Genomic DNA, 16,671 nt, shown 5'->3' with positions numbered 1-16,671 from the left:
CCGCGATAAACGGTAGAAGTCTGAACAGTGGCTGTATGGGTTTCAGATAAACGATTCGCCGACCGGTTTTTCATGTTCCTTTCACAAAAACGGGCATAACCTTAATTCCACTGAGTCCTGTGCCGGCGCTGCCCAAGCTGCCGGGCAATGCCTGAAAAGTCAACCGAACCCGACGTTATGTCGTCTTGGCAACTTATTGATGCAAAGGATTTTTTCGCGTCTACGCTTTGATTGGATCCAATTATTCAATGGATCTATTTCTTTTTTCTTTGCAATGAGGTGTGCATGAGTCAGGCGTTTCTCCCCTTCTCCCGCCCCAGTATCGGTGATGAAGAAATTGCCGCCGTGGAGCAAGTCCTGCGCTCCGGCTGGATCACCACCGGGCCGAAAAACCAGGCCCTCGAAGAACAGTTTGCCCAGTACATCGGATGCCGGCACGCCGTGGCCTTGTCCTCGGCCACCGGTGGCATGCACATCACCCTGCTGGCGCTGGGCATCGGCCCCGGCGATGAAGTCATCACCCCATCGCAGACCTGGGTCTCGACCGCCAACATGATTTCCCTGCTCGGCGCCACGCCGGTGTTCGTCGATGTCGACCGCGACACCCTGATGACCGACGCCGCGCGCATCGAAGCCGCCATCACCCCGCGCACCAAAGCGATCATTCCCGTGCATTACGCCGGCGCTGCTTTCGATCTCGATCCGCTTTACGCCCTGGCCGACAAGCACGGCATCACCGTGATCGAAGACGCCGCCCACGCCGCTGGCACCCGCTACAAGGGCCGTCACGTGGGTTCGCAAGGCACCGCGGTCTTCTCGTTCCACGCGATCAAGAATATGACCTGCGCCGAAGGCGCGATGTTCGTCACCGATGATGAAGCTTTGGCCAACCGCGTGCGCATGCTCAAGTTTCATGGTCTGGGCGTCGATGCGTACGACCGCCTGACCCACGGCCGCAAACCCCAGGCCCAGGTGATCGAGCCCGGTTTCAAATACAACCTGGCCGATATCAACGCCGCGATTGCCCTGGTGCAGCTGGAGCGTCTGGACGCGATCAACGCCCGTCGCACCGAACTGGCCACGCAATACCTGCAAAAACTCGAAGGCCTGCCGGTGCAACCGCTGGCGGTGCCTGCCTACGCGCAAACCCACGCCTGGCACCTGTTCATCCTGCGCATCGACAGCGAGCGCTGCGGGATCGATCGCGAAGCCTTCATGAAGGGTTTGCAGGAGCAAGGCATCGGCACCGGCATCCACTTCATCGCCACCCACCTGCACACCTGGTATCGCCAGCGTGATCCGCACCTGTCCCTGCCCGACACCGAGTGGAACTCGGCGCGGCTGTGCTCGATTCCGTTGTTTCCCGACATGACCGATCAGGATCTGGACCGGGTCGTCGGGGCCATTGAACACCTGATGGGGAAACGCCCGTGAGACCTTATCCGATTCATTGCGTGTCGATCGTCATCCCGGTCTACAACGAAGAAGACAGCCTGCCGGAGCTGCTGCGCCGCACCCAAGCCGCCTGCCAGCAATTGCGGCATGACTACGAAATCGTGCTGGTCGACGACGGCAGCCGCGACGCCTCCGCGCAACTGCTCGAGGACGCTGCCTCGGTCGATGACAGCCCGTTTGTGGCCGTCATCCTCAACCGCAACTACGGTCAGCACGCGGCGATCATGGCCGGTTTCGAACAGTGCAAGGGCGACGTGGTGATCACTCTCGACGCCGACCTGCAAAATCCGCCGGAAGAAATCCCGCGACTGGTGGCCGAGGCCGAAAAAGGTTTTGACGTGGTCGGCACCGTGCGCGGCAATCGCCAGGATTCGGCGCTGCGTCGCTACCCCTCGAAACTGATCAACCTCGCCGTGCAGCGCTCCACCGGCGTTGCCATGAGCGATTACGGCTGCATGCTGCGCGCTTACCGCCGCACGATCATCGACGCGATGCTCGCCTGCCGCGAACGCAGCACGTTCATTCCGATCCTCGCCAACAGCTTCGCCCGCCACACCACGGAAATCACCGTGGCCCACGCCGAGCGCGAACACGGCGATTCGAAATACAGCCCGATGCGCCTGATCAACCTGATGTTCGACTTGATCACCTGCATGACCACCACGCCCCTGCGCCTGCTGAGCATCGTCGGCTTCGCCATGGCCGGCCTGGGCGTGCTGTTCGCGGCGGCGTTGATCGTCATGCGCCTGGCCTTTGGCGCCGGATGGGCCGGCGATGGCCTGTTCGTGCTGTTCGCCGTGCTGTTCGTGTTCACCGGCGGCCAGTTCATCGGCATGGGCCTGCTGGGCGAATACCTGGGGCGCATGTACAGCGATGTGCGCGCCCGCCCGCGATTCTTCATCGAAAAGGTCCTGCGCGGGCACCCCGCCACGCCGGCCCCCGCCATCACCGTTGACGGCCTTACTTCCAACTCCTCGTCTGATCAGGTTCTCTCATGAGCGCAAAAACCGTTGTCTTCGCCTACCACGATATTGGCTGCGCCGGCATTCAAGCCCTGCTCGACAGCGGCTACGACATTGCGGCGGTGTTCACCCATGCCGATGACCCGCAGGAAAACGCGTTCTACGCCTCGGTGGCGCAACTGTGCGCCAACAAAGGCATCGCGGTTCATGCACCGGAAGACGCCAACCACCCGTTGTGGATCGAGCGGATTGCCAAGCTCGATCCGGATTACATCTTCTCGTTTTACTATCGCAACCTGCTGAGCGAGCCCTTGCTGGCCACCGCAAAAAAAGGCGCGTTCAACCTGCACGGTTCCCTGCTGCCGCGCTACCGTGGCCGCGCTCCGGCCAACTGGGTGCTGGTCAACGGCGAAACCGAAACCGGCGTCACCCTGCACCGCATGGTCAAACGTGCCGACGCCGGTGCCATCCTCGCCCAGCAACGCGTGGCCATCGAACGCAGCGACACCGCGCTGAGCCTGCACGGCAAACTGCGCACGGCCGCCAGCGACCTGCTGCGCGACGCGCTGCCAGCGATGCTTCAGGGCAAAATCACCGAAACCCCGCAAGACGAATCCAAAGCCACCGTGTTCGGTCGCCGTACCCCGGCGGACGGCAAACTGGTCTGGGCGCAACCGGCCGAGCAACTGTTCAACCTGGTGCGGGCCGTGACTCAGCCCTACCCCGGCGCCTTCTGCGCCGTGGGTGAGCACAAGCTGATCGTCTGGAGTGCCGAAGTCGTCAAGGGCAACGAAGGTCAGGCGCCGGGCCGCGTCATCAGTGTCGATCCGCTGCGCATCGCCTGCGGTGAAGACTCGCTGGTGATCAACGCCGGCCAGCGCAACGACAACGGCCTGTACCTGAGCGGCCCGCAACTGGCCAATGAACTCGGTCTGGTGGACGGCTCGCTGCTGCGCGGCGCCGAATCCGGTCGTGGCCCGCGCCGTACACGGGTGCTGATCCTCGGCGTCAACGGTTTCATCGGCAACCACTTGTCCGAGCGCCTGCTGCGTGATGAGCGCTACGAAGTTTATGGCCTGGACATCGGCTCCGACGCCATCGACCGCCTGCGCAGCCACCCGCGTTTTCACTTCGTCGAAGGCGACATCAGCATTCACTCGGAGTGGATCGAGTACCACATCAAGAAATGCGACGTGGTGCTGCCGCTGGTGGCCATCGCCACGCCGATCGAATACACGCGCAACCCGCTGCGGGTGTTCGAGCTCGACTTCGAAGAAAACCTGAAACTGGTGCGCTACTGCGTCAAATACAACAAGCGCGTGATCTTCCCGTCGACCTCGGAAGTCTATGGCATGTGCCAGGACAAGCACTTCGACGAAGACCGCTCGAACCTGATCGTCGGCCCGATCAACAAGCAGCGCTGGATCTACTCGGTGTCCAAGCAACTGCTGGACCGGGTGATCTGGGCCTACGGCGCCAAGGGCCTGAACTTCACCCTGTTCCGCCCCTTCAACTGGATGGGCCCACGGCTTGATCGCCTCGACTCGGCGCGCATCGGCAGCTCCCGGGCCATCACCCAATTGATCCTCAACCTGGTGGAAGGCACGCCGATCCGCCTGTTCGACGGCGGCGAACAGAAACGCTGCTTCACCGACATCGCCGACGGCGTCGAGGCGCTGGCGCGGATCATCGATAACGACAACGACGTCTGCAACGGCCAGATCATCAACATCGGCAACCCGGACAACGAAGCGAGCATTCGTCAGTTGGGCGAAGAATTGCTGCGCCAGTTCGAGGCTCACCCATTGCGCAGCAACTTCCCGCCGTTCGCCGGTTTCCGCGACGTGGAAAGCAAGGCGTTCTACGGCGCCGGTTACCAGGACGTCGAGCACCGCAAACCGAGCATCGCCAACGCCAAGCGCCTGCTCGACTGGACGCCGACCGTGGAAATGCGCGAGACCATCGGCAACACGCTGGATTTCTTCCTGCGTGAGGCCATGGCCGAAATCGAGAGCAAGCGCTGATGCAGGCCGGTTTGCGCATCGACGTCGACACCTTTCGCGGCACCCGCGAAGGCGTGCCGCGCTTGCTGGAAATTCTCGATGAAGCGCAGATCAAGGCGACGTTTTTCTTCAGTGTCGGCCCGGACAACATGGGCCGGCACCTGTGGCGCCTGATCCGCCCGCAGTTCCTGTGGAAGATGCTGCGCTCCAACGCCGCTGGCCTGTACGGCTGGGACATCCTGCTGGCCGGCACGGCCTGGCCGGGCAAACCGATCGGCCGCGACCTCGGGCACCTGATGCGTCAGGCCCGGGCCGCCGGCCACGAAGTCGGCCTGCACGCCTGGGATCACCACGGCTGGCAGGCCAATGCCGGGCGCTGGAGCGATGCGCAACTGGTCGAGCAGATCCGTCAGGGCGTCGACACCTTGAGCGACATCCTCGGCGAAAAAGTCATGTGTTCGGCCGCCGCCGGTTGGCGTGCGGACGAGCGTGTGATCGAAGCCAAACAGGCCTTCGGCTTTCGCTACAACAGCGATTGCCGTGGGCAGCGGCTGTTCCGACCGTTGCTGTCTGACGGTTCGGTCGGTGCGCCGCAGATTCCGGTGGACTTGCCGACCTTCGATGAAGTGGTCGGGCCGAGTGTGGCGGCGAAGGATTTCAACGCCTTCATCCTCGACCGGTTCCGCCCGGACAACCTCAACGTCTACACCATTCACGCCGAAGTAGAAGGGATTCTGATGGCCGAAGATTTTCGTCGACTGCTGGCCGACGCACGCCAGCGAAACATCAACTTTCAACCGCTGGGCGACTTGCTGCCCGAGTTTCTCAACACCCTGCCCGTCGGCCGTGTGCAACGCGGTGCCCTCGAAGGCCGCGAAGGCTGGCTGGGAGTGCAAGGCGCATGAGCAAACGCTGGGCATTGCCGCTGTTGCTGGGGATTTTCCTGCTGGCCTATCTGCTGCCGCTGGGCAGTCATGGTTTGTGGATTCCCGATGAAACCCGTTATGCGCAGATCAGCCAGGAAATGCTGCTGAGCGGCAACTGGGTGTCGCCGCATTTCATGAACCTGCGTTACTTCGAAAAACCGGCGGCCGGTTATTGGATGATTGCCCTCGGGCAGGCCGTGTTCGGCCAGAACCTGTTCGGCGTGCGGTTTGCCTCGGCCCTGAGCACCGGGCTGAGCGTGCTGCTGTGCTTCCTCATCGCCCGCCGTTTGTGGAATGACCCGCGCAAAAGCTTCGTCTGCGCCCTGCTCTACATGAGTTTCGTCATCGTCGCCGGCCAGGCTGGTTACGCCAACCTCGATCCGCAATTCACCTTCTGGGTCAACCTGAGTCTGGTGGCGCTGTGGTTCGCCCTCGACAGCCGTTCCAATGGTCAGCGCATCGCCGGTTGGGCGGTGCTGGGACTGGCGTGCGGCATGGGCTTCATGACCAAGGGTTTTCTCGCCTGGCTGCTGCCGGTGCTGATCGCCTTGCCGTGGATGCTCTGGCAAAAGCGCTGGAAAGAATTGCTGCTGTACGGCCCGGTGGCCATCGCGGTGGCGATCATCGTCAGCCTGCCGTGGGCGCTGGCGGTGCACGAGCAGGAACCGGATTACTGGCGGTTCTTCTTCTGGCACGAACACATCCGCCGGTTTGCCGGGGACGATGCCCAGCATGACGCGCCGTGGTGGTTCTATCTGCCGCTGCTGGTGGCGTTCAGTCTGCCGTGGGTCGGGATGCTACCGGTGGCGTTGAAGCAGGCCTGGCAGACCCGCCGCGAAACCGGCATCGCGTTTCTCGGCCTGTGGCTGTTGATGCCGCTGCTGTTCTTCAGCCTGAGCAACGGCAAGTTGCCGACCTACATCCTGCCGTGCCTGCTGCCGCTGGCGTTGCTGCTGGGCCACGCGCTGGCCGATCGCTTGCGTCTGGAGCAAGGCCGGGCGCTGGGCCTCAATGGCCTGCTGAACCTGTTGCTGGGCATCGTCACGCTGATCGGGCTGGTTTACGTGCAGCTCAAGCGTCCGCTGTACGACCACGAACTGCACAGTCTGGTGCTGGTGTTCATCGCCCTGACCGGCTGGATCATCAGCAACCTGCTGCAAGCCTTCCGCCCGTTGCAATGCTGGGCGGCACCGGCGGTGGGCAGCCTGCTGCTGATCGCGCTGCTGCCGGCGGCACTGCCCAAATCGGTGGTGGCGAACAAGATGCCTGACCAGTTCGTGCTCGCCCACCAAACAGAACTGGCGGCCACCACGCACCTGTTGAGCAACGACCTGGGCGCCGCGTCGGCCCTGTCCTGGCGAGTCAAACGCCCGCAGGTGGCGATGTACAACACGATAGGCGAATTGAAATATGGCCTTGCCTATCCTGATGGCATTCAACAGCGGGTTGATACCGATCAGGTGCAACAGTGGATGCGCGAAGCCCGCAAGACCGGTTCGGTCGGCGTGGTGATGCGGGTCAAGGGGCAAGACGAACTGGACGAACTCGACAGACTGCCCAAGGACGGCGTTCGTTATGAGCAAGGCAATCTGGTGATCGTGATTCTTCCGCAGGAGGCGTCATGAGCCTGTGGCTGCTGTTGCTCGCCTGCCTGCTGACCTGCCTGGGCCAGGTCGCGCAGAAATTCGCCGTCGAGAGCTGGCGCGGCGCGAGCTTGCCGTGGTCGCGCAAACTGCGCTCGCCGTGGTTGTGGCTGGCCCTGTTTGCCCTTGGCACCGGTCTGCTGGTGTGGCTGCTGGTGTTGCAGCGCCTGCCCGTCGGCATCGCCTACCCGATGCTCAGCCTCAATTTCGTGATCATCACCCTGATCGCCCGCTTCGTGTTCAAGGAGCCCGTCGACGTTCAACACTGGTTCGGCGTGTTTCTGGTAATCGGTGGCGTGGCGCTTTTGGGGCAACAGTCATGAACCAGGGTCGTGGAATCTTCTTCGCCCTGGCCAGCGTGCTGCTGGTCAGCGTGGCGCAACTGAGCATGCGCTGGAGCATGACGCGTCTGCCCCGGCCGGATCAGTGGCTGTCCGTACAAAGCGTCGATTCAGTTGCGCTGGCCGTGGTGCTCGCGGCGATCTTCGCCTATGCGCTGTCGATGCTCTGCTGGCTCGCCGCCCTGCGCGATCTGCCGCTGGGCCGGGCCTATTCGCTGCTGAGCATCAGCTACGCGCTGGTGTACCTGCTGGCGGCCAGCCTTCCGCTGTTCAACGAATCCTTCAGTTTCTCCAAATCACTGGGCGTGGCGCTGGTCATGCTCGGGGTCATCACCATCAACACTCGTCCGGCCCGTGCGCCCGAATTGAGGAGTTCGCCATGAAAATCACAGTGTTTGGTAGCGGTTATGTCGGCCTGGTGCAGGCCGCTGTGCTGGCCGAAGTCGGCCATGACGTGGTGTGCATGGACATCGACGAGAAGAAAGTCGAGCTGCTGCGCCAGGGCCACGTCAGCATCTTCGAGCCGGGGCTGGCCAGCCTGGTCCGCGAGGGCCTGGACGCCGGGCGGCTGCAATTCACCTGCGATGAAAAACTCGCTGTGCAGCACGGCAAGGTCGCGTTCATTGCAGTCGGCACCCCGTCGAAAGAAGACGGCTCGGCAGACCTGCGTTACGTGCTGTCGGTAGGCGACGCCGTGGCCCGGCATCGTGAACAACCGCTGATTCTGGTGGAGAAATCCACCGTACCCGTCGGCACCGGCGACACCTTGCGCACCCACCTGGACAAGGCGCTGATCAAGGCCGGGCGCCTGTTGCAGTTCGATATCGTGTCCAACCCGGAATTTCTCAAGGAAGGTTCGGCGGTCGCCGATTGCCGCCGGCCGGACCGGATCGTCATCGGCTGCGAGCGCGAAGAAGTGCGCGACGTGATGCGCGATCTGTATTCGCCGTTCAACCGCAACCACGACCGCATCATGTTCATGGACCTGCGCAGCGCCGAGCTGACCAAGTACGCCGCCAACTGCATGCTGGCGACCAAGATCAGCTTCATCAATCAGATCGCCGAGCTGGCCGAACACCTGGGCGCGGACATCGAATCGGTGCGCCAGGGCATCGGCGCCGACAGCCGCATCGGCTACCACTTCATCTACCCCGGTTGCGGTTACGGCGGTTCATGCTTCCCCAAAGACATGCGCGCGCTGATCCACAGTGCCGAAGAGGCGCACTGCTCCAGCGATTTGCTGCAAGCGGTGGAAGCGATCAACCAGCGGCAGAAGCACAAGCTGTTTGAACGCATCAACGCGTTCTACAAGGGCGAACTGCGCGGCAAGACTTTCGCCCTGTGGGGGCTGGCCTTCAAGCCGAACACCGACGACATGCGCGATGCGCCGAGCCGGGTTCTGCTGGAATCGCTGTGGGCCGCTGGCGCCAGTGTGCGGGCGTTCGACCCGGAAGCGATGCAGGAAACCCAGCATCTGTACCCGGACGAATCGAAACTGATGCTGATGGGCACCCCGGAATCGGTACTCGCCGGTTCCGACGCGCTGATCATCTGCACCGAATGGCAGCAGTTCAAGGCGCCGGATTTCGACCTGATCCAGCAACGCCTCAAGGCCCCGGTGATCTTCGACGGCCGCAACCTGTACGACGCCGAACGCCTGGCCCGCAACGGCTTCCATTACTTCCCGATGGGCCGTGGCGAATCGCGCTCCCTGCCGATTCCTTTGCAACAATGGCCACACGCCTCGGACGTGGCTTGATCGGTTTAACCCCTGCCCTGCGCCGGCAGTCCCTGATCGCAGGGCTGCTGGCGTTTTTGCTGTTCACCGCCGGCGTGTACGGGCAGGCGCCCATCGGTTTCGACTCGCGCTTCGTGTTGTTCGCCCAGGAAATGCTCCGGCACGGGCCCGGTGTATTTCCCACCACCTATGGTGAGCCGTACGCCGATTATTCGTCGCTCTCGACTTTGTTCATCTGGCTGTTGTCGTTGCCGTTCGGGACGGTCAACAGCCTGACGGCGTGGCTGCCGAGCGCTGTCGCCGGCGCGGTGATCGTCACGTTGATGTATCGCTTGCTCGCGCCCGCATCCGTGCGCTGGGCGGTGGTCAGCATCGCGCTGCTGATGCTCACCAGCACCTTCATCAGCGAAACCCGCGCGGTGTCGCAGGACCTGATGCTCGCCGCCGTGGCGTTTTCGGTGTTCTACCTCGGCTATGCCCACGACCATTTCGCTGCCGCTCGACGCTGGCCGCTAGTGTTCATTCTGTTGCTGCTGGGGTTCGGCATTCGCGGGCCGATCGGGCTGGTGGTGCCGACCGGCATGCTGTGCAGTTACTACCTGCTGGATCGCCAATGGTCGCGCCTGTTGACCTTCGGTGTGCTGGCTTCGCTGTTGCTGGCGGCCTGCGTCGGGCTGTTGTTGTGGCTGGCGGAAGTCAGCGGCGGGCCGGCGTTTCGTCAGGACGTGATCCGCATGCAGTTCATGGGGCGCATGGACGGCAGCGAAGGCGTCAGCGGTTCGCTGTATTACTTCACCAGCTCACTGGGCAACTACGCGCTGGCGTATCCGCTGGCGTTGCTGGCACTTGCGGCCGCTTGGCTGAGCAAGCCCCGGCAACGCGGCCCGGCCTTGCGCCTGGTGCAATATTGCGCCGCGGCGGGGTTGATCGTGATGCTCGGGCTGTCGATTCCACAGGCGAAAAAGGCCCGTTATCTGCTGCCGATGCTGCCCATGGCGGCGATTATTGCGGCGTATCCGTTTCAGGTGTTGCATGGTCGGGTGTTTGCCTGGCTGCGCGTCGGCATGCAGGGATTGTGGTTGTTGATTCCCGCATTGTTGATCGTCCTGTTATGGGTGGCGAAACGACGGTTTCCCGAGTCCTTGACCGACCTGACGCCAGTACTCAGCGTGCTGGGATTGCTGCAACTGGCCGCGTTGTCGCGGTTGTGGCTACCGCGCTGGCGAACCGAAGTCCTCGCGTTCAGCGCCGTGTTGGCGGTCTGGTCGGCGTACGCGCTGGTGTTCGAGCCGGTGGAGCGCCAGCTCTATGACACGCGGACCTTCAGCCAAGCGGCACTGGCGCGGATCCACGAGCAACCCGCGCCGCTGGTGCTGCACGGCATGGGCAAGGACGCCAAGGCGATCAAGTTCATGGTCAACGTCGAGCAGGATCTGCAACCGCTGTTCACTGAAACCACGCAAGCGCTCGAAGCGCTCAAGGGGCCGGCGTGGCTGATGATGGATCGCAGCGACTATCGAGCCCTGCAAGGCACGCCGCTCGGAACGCTGCAGCCGGTGCTGAGCGGGCGTTTCGACAAAAACGATTATGTGTTGCTGTGGCTGACGCCTTAACCTGCGCGACGTGATTTCGACAGGGACCGCAGACTGATGACCTTTACCGTGCGACAGGCCCATGCAGCCGACGCCATCGCCCTCCCCGCCATCGAGCGCTCGGCCGCCGCGCTGTTTCGCCTCGACCCTTCACTGGCCTGGCTGGCGGGTGCTGCCGTGCCGCAGGCGTCGGCGCATTTACCGGCCATTGAACGGGGCGAAATGTGGGTGGCGGAAAACAACGACGGGCAACTTGCAGGTTTTTTAAAGGCGGTGACTGTCGACCAACAGTTGCACATTGAGGAACTGTCCGTCAGCCAACACTTTCAGGGCCGGGGCGTCGGTCGCAAGTTGCTGTTGGCGGCGATTGAACAGGCGCGTCTGTGGCAACTTCGGACGGTGACGCTGACGACCTTTCGCGATTTGCCGTGGAATGCGCCGTTCTATCAACGCATGGGTTTTGCGCTATTGAACACCGAAGACACGGACGCACGTCTGCGCGATGTATTGCGCGATGAAATCACTCACGGATTGCCCGGTGAGCGACGTTGCGCCATGCGCCTGATACTCACGCCGTCGGCTTGAGATCAACCCCCAGTGCCTGGGCGAACGCCTTGACCAACGGACTGCGCACGGTGTTGTGCCGCAGGATCAGATTGAACGGCGTGTCGAAGTGGATCAGCTCCGGGCACACCGCGCGAAACTGCCCGGCGGCCACCAGCGTGGCGGCGTAATGTTGGGGCAGAAAGCCCACGAAACGCCCGGTCTTGATCAGCAACGCGACGGCTTCGACCTGGGTCGCCGACGCGGAAAAACTGTCGTAGCGGGCAAAGTTGAGCTTGTCGCGATGGATCGCGTAGCGGTGGTTGATGCACTCGTAATCCTGCAGCACGTTGCCACCCATCTGCTCCGCCGGCATCTCGAACAACGGATGGCCGACGGCGCAGTAAGCCTGCGAGCGTTCCTCATAGAGCGGGTAATAATCGAACTCTTCACGCTTTTGATAAACCGGGACTATTCCGGCAACTAAGCGCCCTTCAACTACGCCTCTTTCCACTTCATCCAGCTGGGTGGCTTGAAGTTGAAATCTTACTTTCGGCGAATGTTCATTTATCTTTCTGAGCGCAGCAACTAACGGCGAATTATCGTCACTGATCGTATTGTCGATCACCCCTACTCCGAGATCGCCGATAAGTTCGTTCTGCGCCGAACTAAGCCGGTCACGAAAGTTGTCGACCGAGGCAAACAGATCAATCGAAGCCTGATACACCAGACGCCCTTCTTCGGTCAGGTGAAACCCTTCGCGCCCCCGGGTACACAGGCGCATGCCGATGCGGATTTCCAGGTCGGAGATCTGCTTGCTGATCGCGGCCAGGCCCACGTTCAGCTCGTTTTGCGCCGCGCTGAAGCCGCCGGCCTCGACCACCGCCTTGAACACCTTGAGCAGTTTGAAATCCAGTCCGCTGAGGGCCAAAGGTGCCCGGTGAGCGGTTTTGACTGGTGGGTTTCCGGAATTGGAAAGTGGGGTTTCCATAATGCTGATTTACCTCTGGCGCAATGTTCAACAATCTGTGTCCAACAACAAAAACATCGCCGGCTAATAATAATGATCACAGAAAACCAGCCTTGGCAACCGCCAGAAAATCCCGAACATCAGTGCCAACTCACTGATCGCCAAATATTAAAAGCTGACACTTCGATCAGCTCTTGTCTCTTTGCAACTGCCCTCTTGAAAACTGCTTTGGCCTGATTCCGTCTGCTGATTGTTCGGCACGATTTTTCAGGGCCATGCACACCGATTTCAGTTCGCGTTACCGACGAGGAAAACAACAAATGTCTCAAACCACCGACCGTCTCTGGGGTGCCCGTTTCAAAAGCGGCCCGTCCGCAGCCCTGGCGGCCCTGTCCCGTTGCCCCGAGCGCTATTTCCGCCTGACGCCGTACGATCTGGCCGGCTCCAAGGCCCACGCCGGGGAACTGCAACGTGCCGGCCTGCTCGACGAGCAGGAAACCCGCACGATGATCGAAGCCCTGGACGGCATCGGTACCGATTTCGCTGCCGGGCGCATCGCCCCGACCCTGGACGACGAAGACGTTCACACCTTTATCGAGCGCTTGCTGACCGAGCGCCTCGGCGCACTGGGCGGCAAGCTCCGCGCCGGCCGTTCACGCAACGACCAGACCGCCAACGACCTGCGCCTGTTCCTGCGTGACCACGTGCGCACCCTGGCCGTGGAAGTGCTGGCCTTGCAAACGGCGCTGGTGGATCAGGCCGAGCAGCACGTCGAAAGCATCTGCCCGGGCTTCACCCACTTGCAGCAGGCGCAACCAATCGTGTTCGCCCACCACCTGTTGGCCCACGCGCAATCGATGCTGCGTGACGTGCAACGCCTGGTGGACTGGGACGCGCGCACTTCGCTGTCGCCCCTCGGTGCTGCGGCCATGGCCGGTTCCGCGATCGCTCGTCAGCCGCAGCAGTCAGCCAAGGAAATGGGTTACGCCGGGGTCTGCGAAAACTCCATCGACGCCGTGGCCAGCCGCGATCACGTCGCCGAATTCCTGTTCATCGCCAGCATGCTCGGGATCAACATCTCGCGTCTGGCCGAAGAGTTCTGCCTGTGGTCGTCGCGCCAGTTCCGCTGGGTCGATCTGGATGACGCCTACGCCACCGGCAGCTCGATCATGCCGCAGAAGAAAAACCCCGACATCGCCGAACTGGCACGGGGCAAGGCTGGCCGCCTGATCGGCAACCTGACCGGTCTGCTGTCGACGCTCAAATCCCTGCCGCTGTCGTACAACCGCGACCTGAGCGAAGACAAGAACGGCGTGCTCGACAGCGTCGACACCCTGCTGCTGGTGCTGCCGGCGATGGCCGGGATGGTCGCGACCATGACCGTCAACGTCGAGGAACTGCGCCGTCAGGCACCGCTGGGTTTCACCCTCGCCACCGAAGTTGCCGACTGGCTGGCGGTGCGCGGCGTGCCGTTCAAGGAGGCACACGAAATCACCGGCGCACTGGTGCAGGCCTGCGAAAAACACGACCTCGAATTGTGGGAAGCCTCGCCGGCGCTGCTGGCCGAGATCGACCCGCGCCTCACGGCAGACGTGCGTGACAGCCTGACCCTGGAAGCCGCCATCGCTGCCCGCAGCGGCTGGGGAGGCACCGCACCGCAACAGGTGCGCGAGCAGATCGGCCGCCTGAAAACCGCCCTCGCCGCGCAGCAACAGTGGACCGAAAACTACCAGGGCTTCCGCCTCTAAGCCGGGTCCCCCTCCCACCGGGAGGGGGTTGATCGAAAAGTACAGTGTACGGAGAAACACCATGAGCCAGACTCAGGCAGAACGACTCCAGGCGGAGCGCAAACTGGCGGAAAACCAGTTCGACATTACCCAGTACCAGCATGTGCCACGGCGTTATTACGGGCGGATCTTCTTCGCCACGTTGATTGTGATCGCCATCATCGGCCTGGTGCGCGCCTTCGCCGAAGGCAAGATCGAATGGTCGTACATCGGCCAGTTCCTCACCTCCGAAGCAATCATGTGGGGCCTGTTCAACACGATCATCATGGCCGTACTCGCCATGGCGCTGGGCATCGTGTTCGGGGTGATCACCGCGATCATGCGCATGTCGGCCAACCCGATCCTGCGTTACGTGGCCGTGACCTACACCTGGCTGTTTCGCGGTACGCCGCTGATTCTGCAACTGCTGTTGTGGTTCAACCTGGCGCTGATCTTCCCCACCATCGGCATTCCCGGCCTGTTCGAACTCGACACCGTGAGCCTGATGACCCCGTTCGTGGCCGCCCTGCTCGGCTTGAGCATCAATCAGGGCGCCTATACCGCTGAAGTGGTGCGCGCCGGCCTGCTCTCGGTGGACACCGGCCAGTACGAAGCCGCCAAGTCGATCGGCATGCCGCGCCTGCAGGCGCTGCGCCGGATCATCCTGCCCCAGGCCATGCGGATCATCATTCCGCCGGTCGGCAACGAATTCATCGGCATGGTGAAAATGACCTCGCTGGCGAGCGTCATCCAGTACTCGGAACTGCTCTACAACGCCCAGAACATTTACTACGCCAACGCCCGGGTCATGGAGCTGCTGATCGTCGCCGGTATCTGGTACCTGGCCACCGTCACCGTCCTGTCCTTCGGTCAAAGCCGTCTGGAGCGTCGTTTCGCTCGCGGCGCCGGCAAGCGTTCTTGAGGAGTCGAACATGAGAAACATCGTCAAGGCCGTGAGCCTGAACAAATATTACGACCAGTACCACGCGCTCAAGGACATCAACATCGAGGTAGAGCAAGGCGAAGTGCTGTGCATCATCGGCCCGTCCGGCTCGGGCAAGAGCACCTTGCTGCGCTGCGTCAATCAGCTGGAAAAGATCGACAAGGGCGGCCTCTGGGTCGACGGCGAGCTGGTCGGCTACCGCGTGGTCGGGCACAAGCTGCACGAACTCAACGAGTCGCAGATCGCCCGTCAGCGCCTGGCCACCGGCATGGTGTTCCAACGCTTCAACCTGTTCCCGCACATGACCGTGCTGCAAAACATCATCGAAGGCCCGTGCCAGGTGCTCAAGCGTTCGCCCAAGGAGGCGCACGAAGAAGCCCTGGAACTGCTGGCCCGGGTCGGCCTGGCCGACAAACGCAACAGCTACCCGATCGAGTTGTCGGGCGGTCAGCAGCAACGGGTGGCGATTGCCCGCGCACTGGCCATGCGACCCAAGCTGATGCTGTTCGATGAACCCACTTCGGCACTCGACCCGGAACTGGTCGGTGAGGTGCTGTCGGTGATGCGCGATCTGGCGCAGACCGGCATGACCATGATCGTCGTCACCCATGAACTGGGCTTCGCCCGGGAGGTTTCCAACCGCATGGTGTTCATGGACGGCGGGCAGATCGTGGAGGCTGGAAGCCCCGAAGAAATACTAATAAGTCCGCAAAACCCGCGCACCCAAAGCTTCATTTCTGCCGTTCGAACCTGAGGCCCCTTTGGCCTTCACAACACTCATAAGAGAACGTCCATGAAGAACTTCGTCATTCCAGCAGTACTCACCTCCCTCATGTCTTGCGGTTTCGCCGTGGCCGCCGAATTGCCGGCCAGCATCAAGGAGAAAGGCGAGATCGTCGTCGCGATCATGCCCAACTATCCGCCGATGGACTTCAAGGACCCGGCCACCAACAAGCTCACCGGCCTTGACTACGACCTGGGCAACGCCCTGGCCGAACGCCTCGGGGTGAAGATCAAGTGGCAGGAAACCGGCTTCGAGCAAATGATCAACGCCCTGACCACCGACCGCGTGGACATGGTCCTGTCAGGCATGACCGACACCGCCGAGCGTCAGGCCAGCGTGACCTTCGTCGACTACTTCACCAGCGGCCCGCAGTTCTACACCTTGCAGAAGAATGCGGCGACCAACGAGATCATCGACCTGTGCGGCAAGAAAGTCGGTACCAGCCGCCGCACCACCTTCCCGGCGGAAATCGCCGCGTGGAGCAAGGAAAACTGTGAAGCGGCCGGCAAACCTGCAATCAACGTGATCGGCACCGAAGGCTCGGCCGATGCCCGCGCGCAACTACGTCAGAGCCGCATTGATGCGGCGATGCAGGGCAGCGAAACCCTGTCGTACCTCAAGACCCAGGAAAAGGACATGTACAAGACGGTCGGCCAACCGATCTCCGTGCAGTTCACCGGCCTGGGTGTGAGCAAGAAGAAGCCTGAGCTGAGTGAAGCGGTGAAGGTGGCGTTGCAGAGCATGGTGGATGACGGCAGCTATAACGCGATTCTGAAGAAGTGGGATCTGGAGTTGGGTGCGATCAAGGATGTGACCATTAACGCGGGCAAGTAAGGCTCGAGATCGCTCCCCCTGACCCCAGCCCTCTCCCCCAAGGGGGGCGAGGGGGAAAGGGAGCCGATTTTCATGCTGTTCAAAGCCTGAGTTCGACTCGTTTTTTCAGGTCGATGTAACCCTGAAGAACACCCCGATCGGCTCCCTCTCCCTCCGGGCGGTCCGACGTTT

Annotated in this window: 15 protein-coding genes; 14 read left to right on the top strand and 1 reads right to left on the bottom strand. The window is 62.1% G+C overall.

The window, feature by feature from the left end:
- The first annotated feature begins 285 nt into the window (after nt 1–285).
- The 10 genes from arnB to C1X29_RS02555 are packed head-to-tail and all read left to right on the top strand — an operon-like array spanning nt 286 to nt 11,245.
- Nucleotides 286–1,434 carry a UDP-4-amino-4-deoxy-L-arabinose aminotransferase gene (arnB, locus tag C1X29_RS02600; RefSeq protein ID WP_102716778.1) on the top strand — a complete coding sequence of 383 codons (1,149 nt, stop codon included), beginning with the start codon at nt 286–288 and terminating at the stop codon, nt 1,432–1,434.
- Nucleotides 1,431–2,453: an undecaprenyl-phosphate 4-deoxy-4-formamido-L-arabinose transferase gene (gene arnC, locus C1X29_RS02595; protein ID WP_085745601.1), complete on the top strand. Its 1,023-nt coding sequence runs from the start codon at nt 1,431–1,433 to the stop codon at nt 2,451–2,453. Before arnB ends, arnC begins: the two co-directional genes overlap by 4 nt.
- Nucleotides 2,450–4,441, top strand: a complete 1,992-nt coding sequence (gene arnA / locus C1X29_RS02590; RefSeq protein WP_102716777.1) for a bifunctional UDP-4-amino-4-deoxy-L-arabinose formyltransferase/UDP-glucuronic acid oxidase ArnA — start codon at nt 2,450–2,452, stop codon at nt 4,439–4,441. The genes arnC and arnA overlap by 4 nt, the downstream gene beginning before the upstream one ends.
- Complete coding sequence (gene arnD / locus C1X29_RS02585) at nt 4,441–5,325, top strand: 4-deoxy-4-formamido-L-arabinose-phosphoundecaprenol deformylase (RefSeq protein WP_085745599.1); 885 nt, start codon at nt 4,441–4,443, stop codon at nt 5,323–5,325. Before arnA ends, arnD begins: the two co-directional genes overlap by 1 nt.
- Nucleotides 5,322–6,971 (top strand): lipid IV(A) 4-amino-4-deoxy-L-arabinosyltransferase, encoded by a 1,650-nt coding sequence (arnT, locus tag C1X29_RS02580; RefSeq protein WP_102716776.1) that lies wholly within the window; start codon nt 5,322–5,324, stop codon nt 6,969–6,971. The genes arnD and arnT overlap by 4 nt, the downstream gene beginning before the upstream one ends.
- Nucleotides 6,968–7,312, top strand: coding sequence for a 4-amino-4-deoxy-L-arabinose-phosphoundecaprenol flippase subunit ArnE (gene arnE, locus C1X29_RS02575; protein ID WP_085745597.1), 345 nt, complete (start codon nt 6,968–6,970; stop codon nt 7,310–7,312). Before arnT ends, arnE begins: the two co-directional genes overlap by 4 nt.
- Nucleotides 7,309–7,713 carry a 4-amino-4-deoxy-L-arabinose-phosphoundecaprenol flippase subunit ArnF gene (gene arnF, locus C1X29_RS02570; RefSeq protein WP_085745596.1) on the top strand — a complete coding sequence of 135 codons (405 nt, stop codon included), beginning with the start codon at nt 7,309–7,311 and terminating at the stop codon, nt 7,711–7,713. The genes arnE and arnF overlap by 4 nt, the downstream gene beginning before the upstream one ends.
- Nucleotides 7,710–9,089, top strand: coding sequence for a UDP-glucose/GDP-mannose dehydrogenase family protein (locus C1X29_RS02565; RefSeq protein ID WP_085745595.1), 1,380 nt, complete (start codon nt 7,710–7,712; stop codon nt 9,087–9,089). The genes arnF and C1X29_RS02565 overlap by 4 nt, the downstream gene beginning before the upstream one ends.
- On the top strand, nt 9,062–10,681 hold the full coding sequence (locus C1X29_RS02560; RefSeq protein ID WP_173940173.1) for a glycosyltransferase family 39 protein: 1,620 nt from the start codon (nt 9,062–9,064) through the stop codon (nt 10,679–10,681). Before C1X29_RS02565 ends, C1X29_RS02560 begins: the two co-directional genes overlap by 28 nt.
- 36 nt (nt 10,682–10,717) lie before the next feature.
- Nucleotides 10,718–11,245 carry a GNAT family N-acetyltransferase gene (locus C1X29_RS02555; protein WP_102686103.1) on the top strand — a complete coding sequence of 176 codons (528 nt, stop codon included), beginning with the start codon at nt 10,718–10,720 and terminating at the stop codon, nt 11,243–11,245.
- Here C1X29_RS02555 and C1X29_RS02550 read toward each other — a convergent pair.
- Nucleotides 11,229–12,194: a LysR family transcriptional regulator gene (locus C1X29_RS02550; protein ID WP_085603460.1), complete on the bottom strand. Its 966-nt coding sequence runs from the start codon at nt 12,192–12,194 to the stop codon at nt 11,229–11,231. The genes C1X29_RS02555 and C1X29_RS02550 overlap by 17 nt on opposite strands.
- A 299-nt stretch (nt 12,195–12,493) precedes the next feature.
- Here C1X29_RS02550 and argH point away from each other — a divergent pair, with 299 nt between their 5' ends.
- The 4 genes from argH (at nt 12,494) to C1X29_RS02530 (ending at nt 16,500) form a co-directional block, all read left to right on the top strand.
- The gene (argH, locus tag C1X29_RS02545; protein ID WP_102716775.1) at nt 12,494–13,921 is read left to right on the top strand and encodes an argininosuccinate lyase; all 1,428 of its coding nucleotides are present in this window, start codon (nt 12,494–12,496) and stop codon (nt 13,919–13,921) included.
- 61 nt (nt 13,922–13,982) lie between these two features.
- Nucleotides 13,983–14,861, top strand: coding sequence for an amino acid ABC transporter permease (locus C1X29_RS02540; protein ID WP_085610364.1), 879 nt, complete (start codon nt 13,983–13,985; stop codon nt 14,859–14,861).
- A 10-nt stretch (nt 14,862–14,871) separates the two neighbouring features.
- Complete coding sequence (locus C1X29_RS02535) at nt 14,872–15,636, top strand: amino acid ABC transporter ATP-binding protein (protein ID WP_039768627.1); 765 nt, start codon at nt 14,872–14,874, stop codon at nt 15,634–15,636.
- A 39-nt stretch (nt 15,637–15,675) separates the two neighbouring features.
- A complete protein-coding gene (locus tag C1X29_RS02530) occupies nt 15,676–16,500 on the top strand; it encodes an ABC transporter substrate-binding protein (RefSeq protein ID WP_085603455.1) in 825 nt (274 codons plus the stop codon).
- Nucleotides 16,501–16,671: the final 171 nt, after the last annotated feature.

Origin of the sequence: Pseudomonas sp. GW456-12-10-14-LB2 (genome assembly GCF_002884345.1) — a bacterium.
Classification (GTDB): domain Bacteria; phylum Pseudomonadota; class Gammaproteobacteria; order Pseudomonadales; family Pseudomonadaceae; genus Aquipseudomonas; species Aquipseudomonas paraglycinae.
The sequence above is the reverse complement of the archived record's forward strand: the minus strand, read 5'-3'. Positions and strand labels throughout refer to the sequence as shown.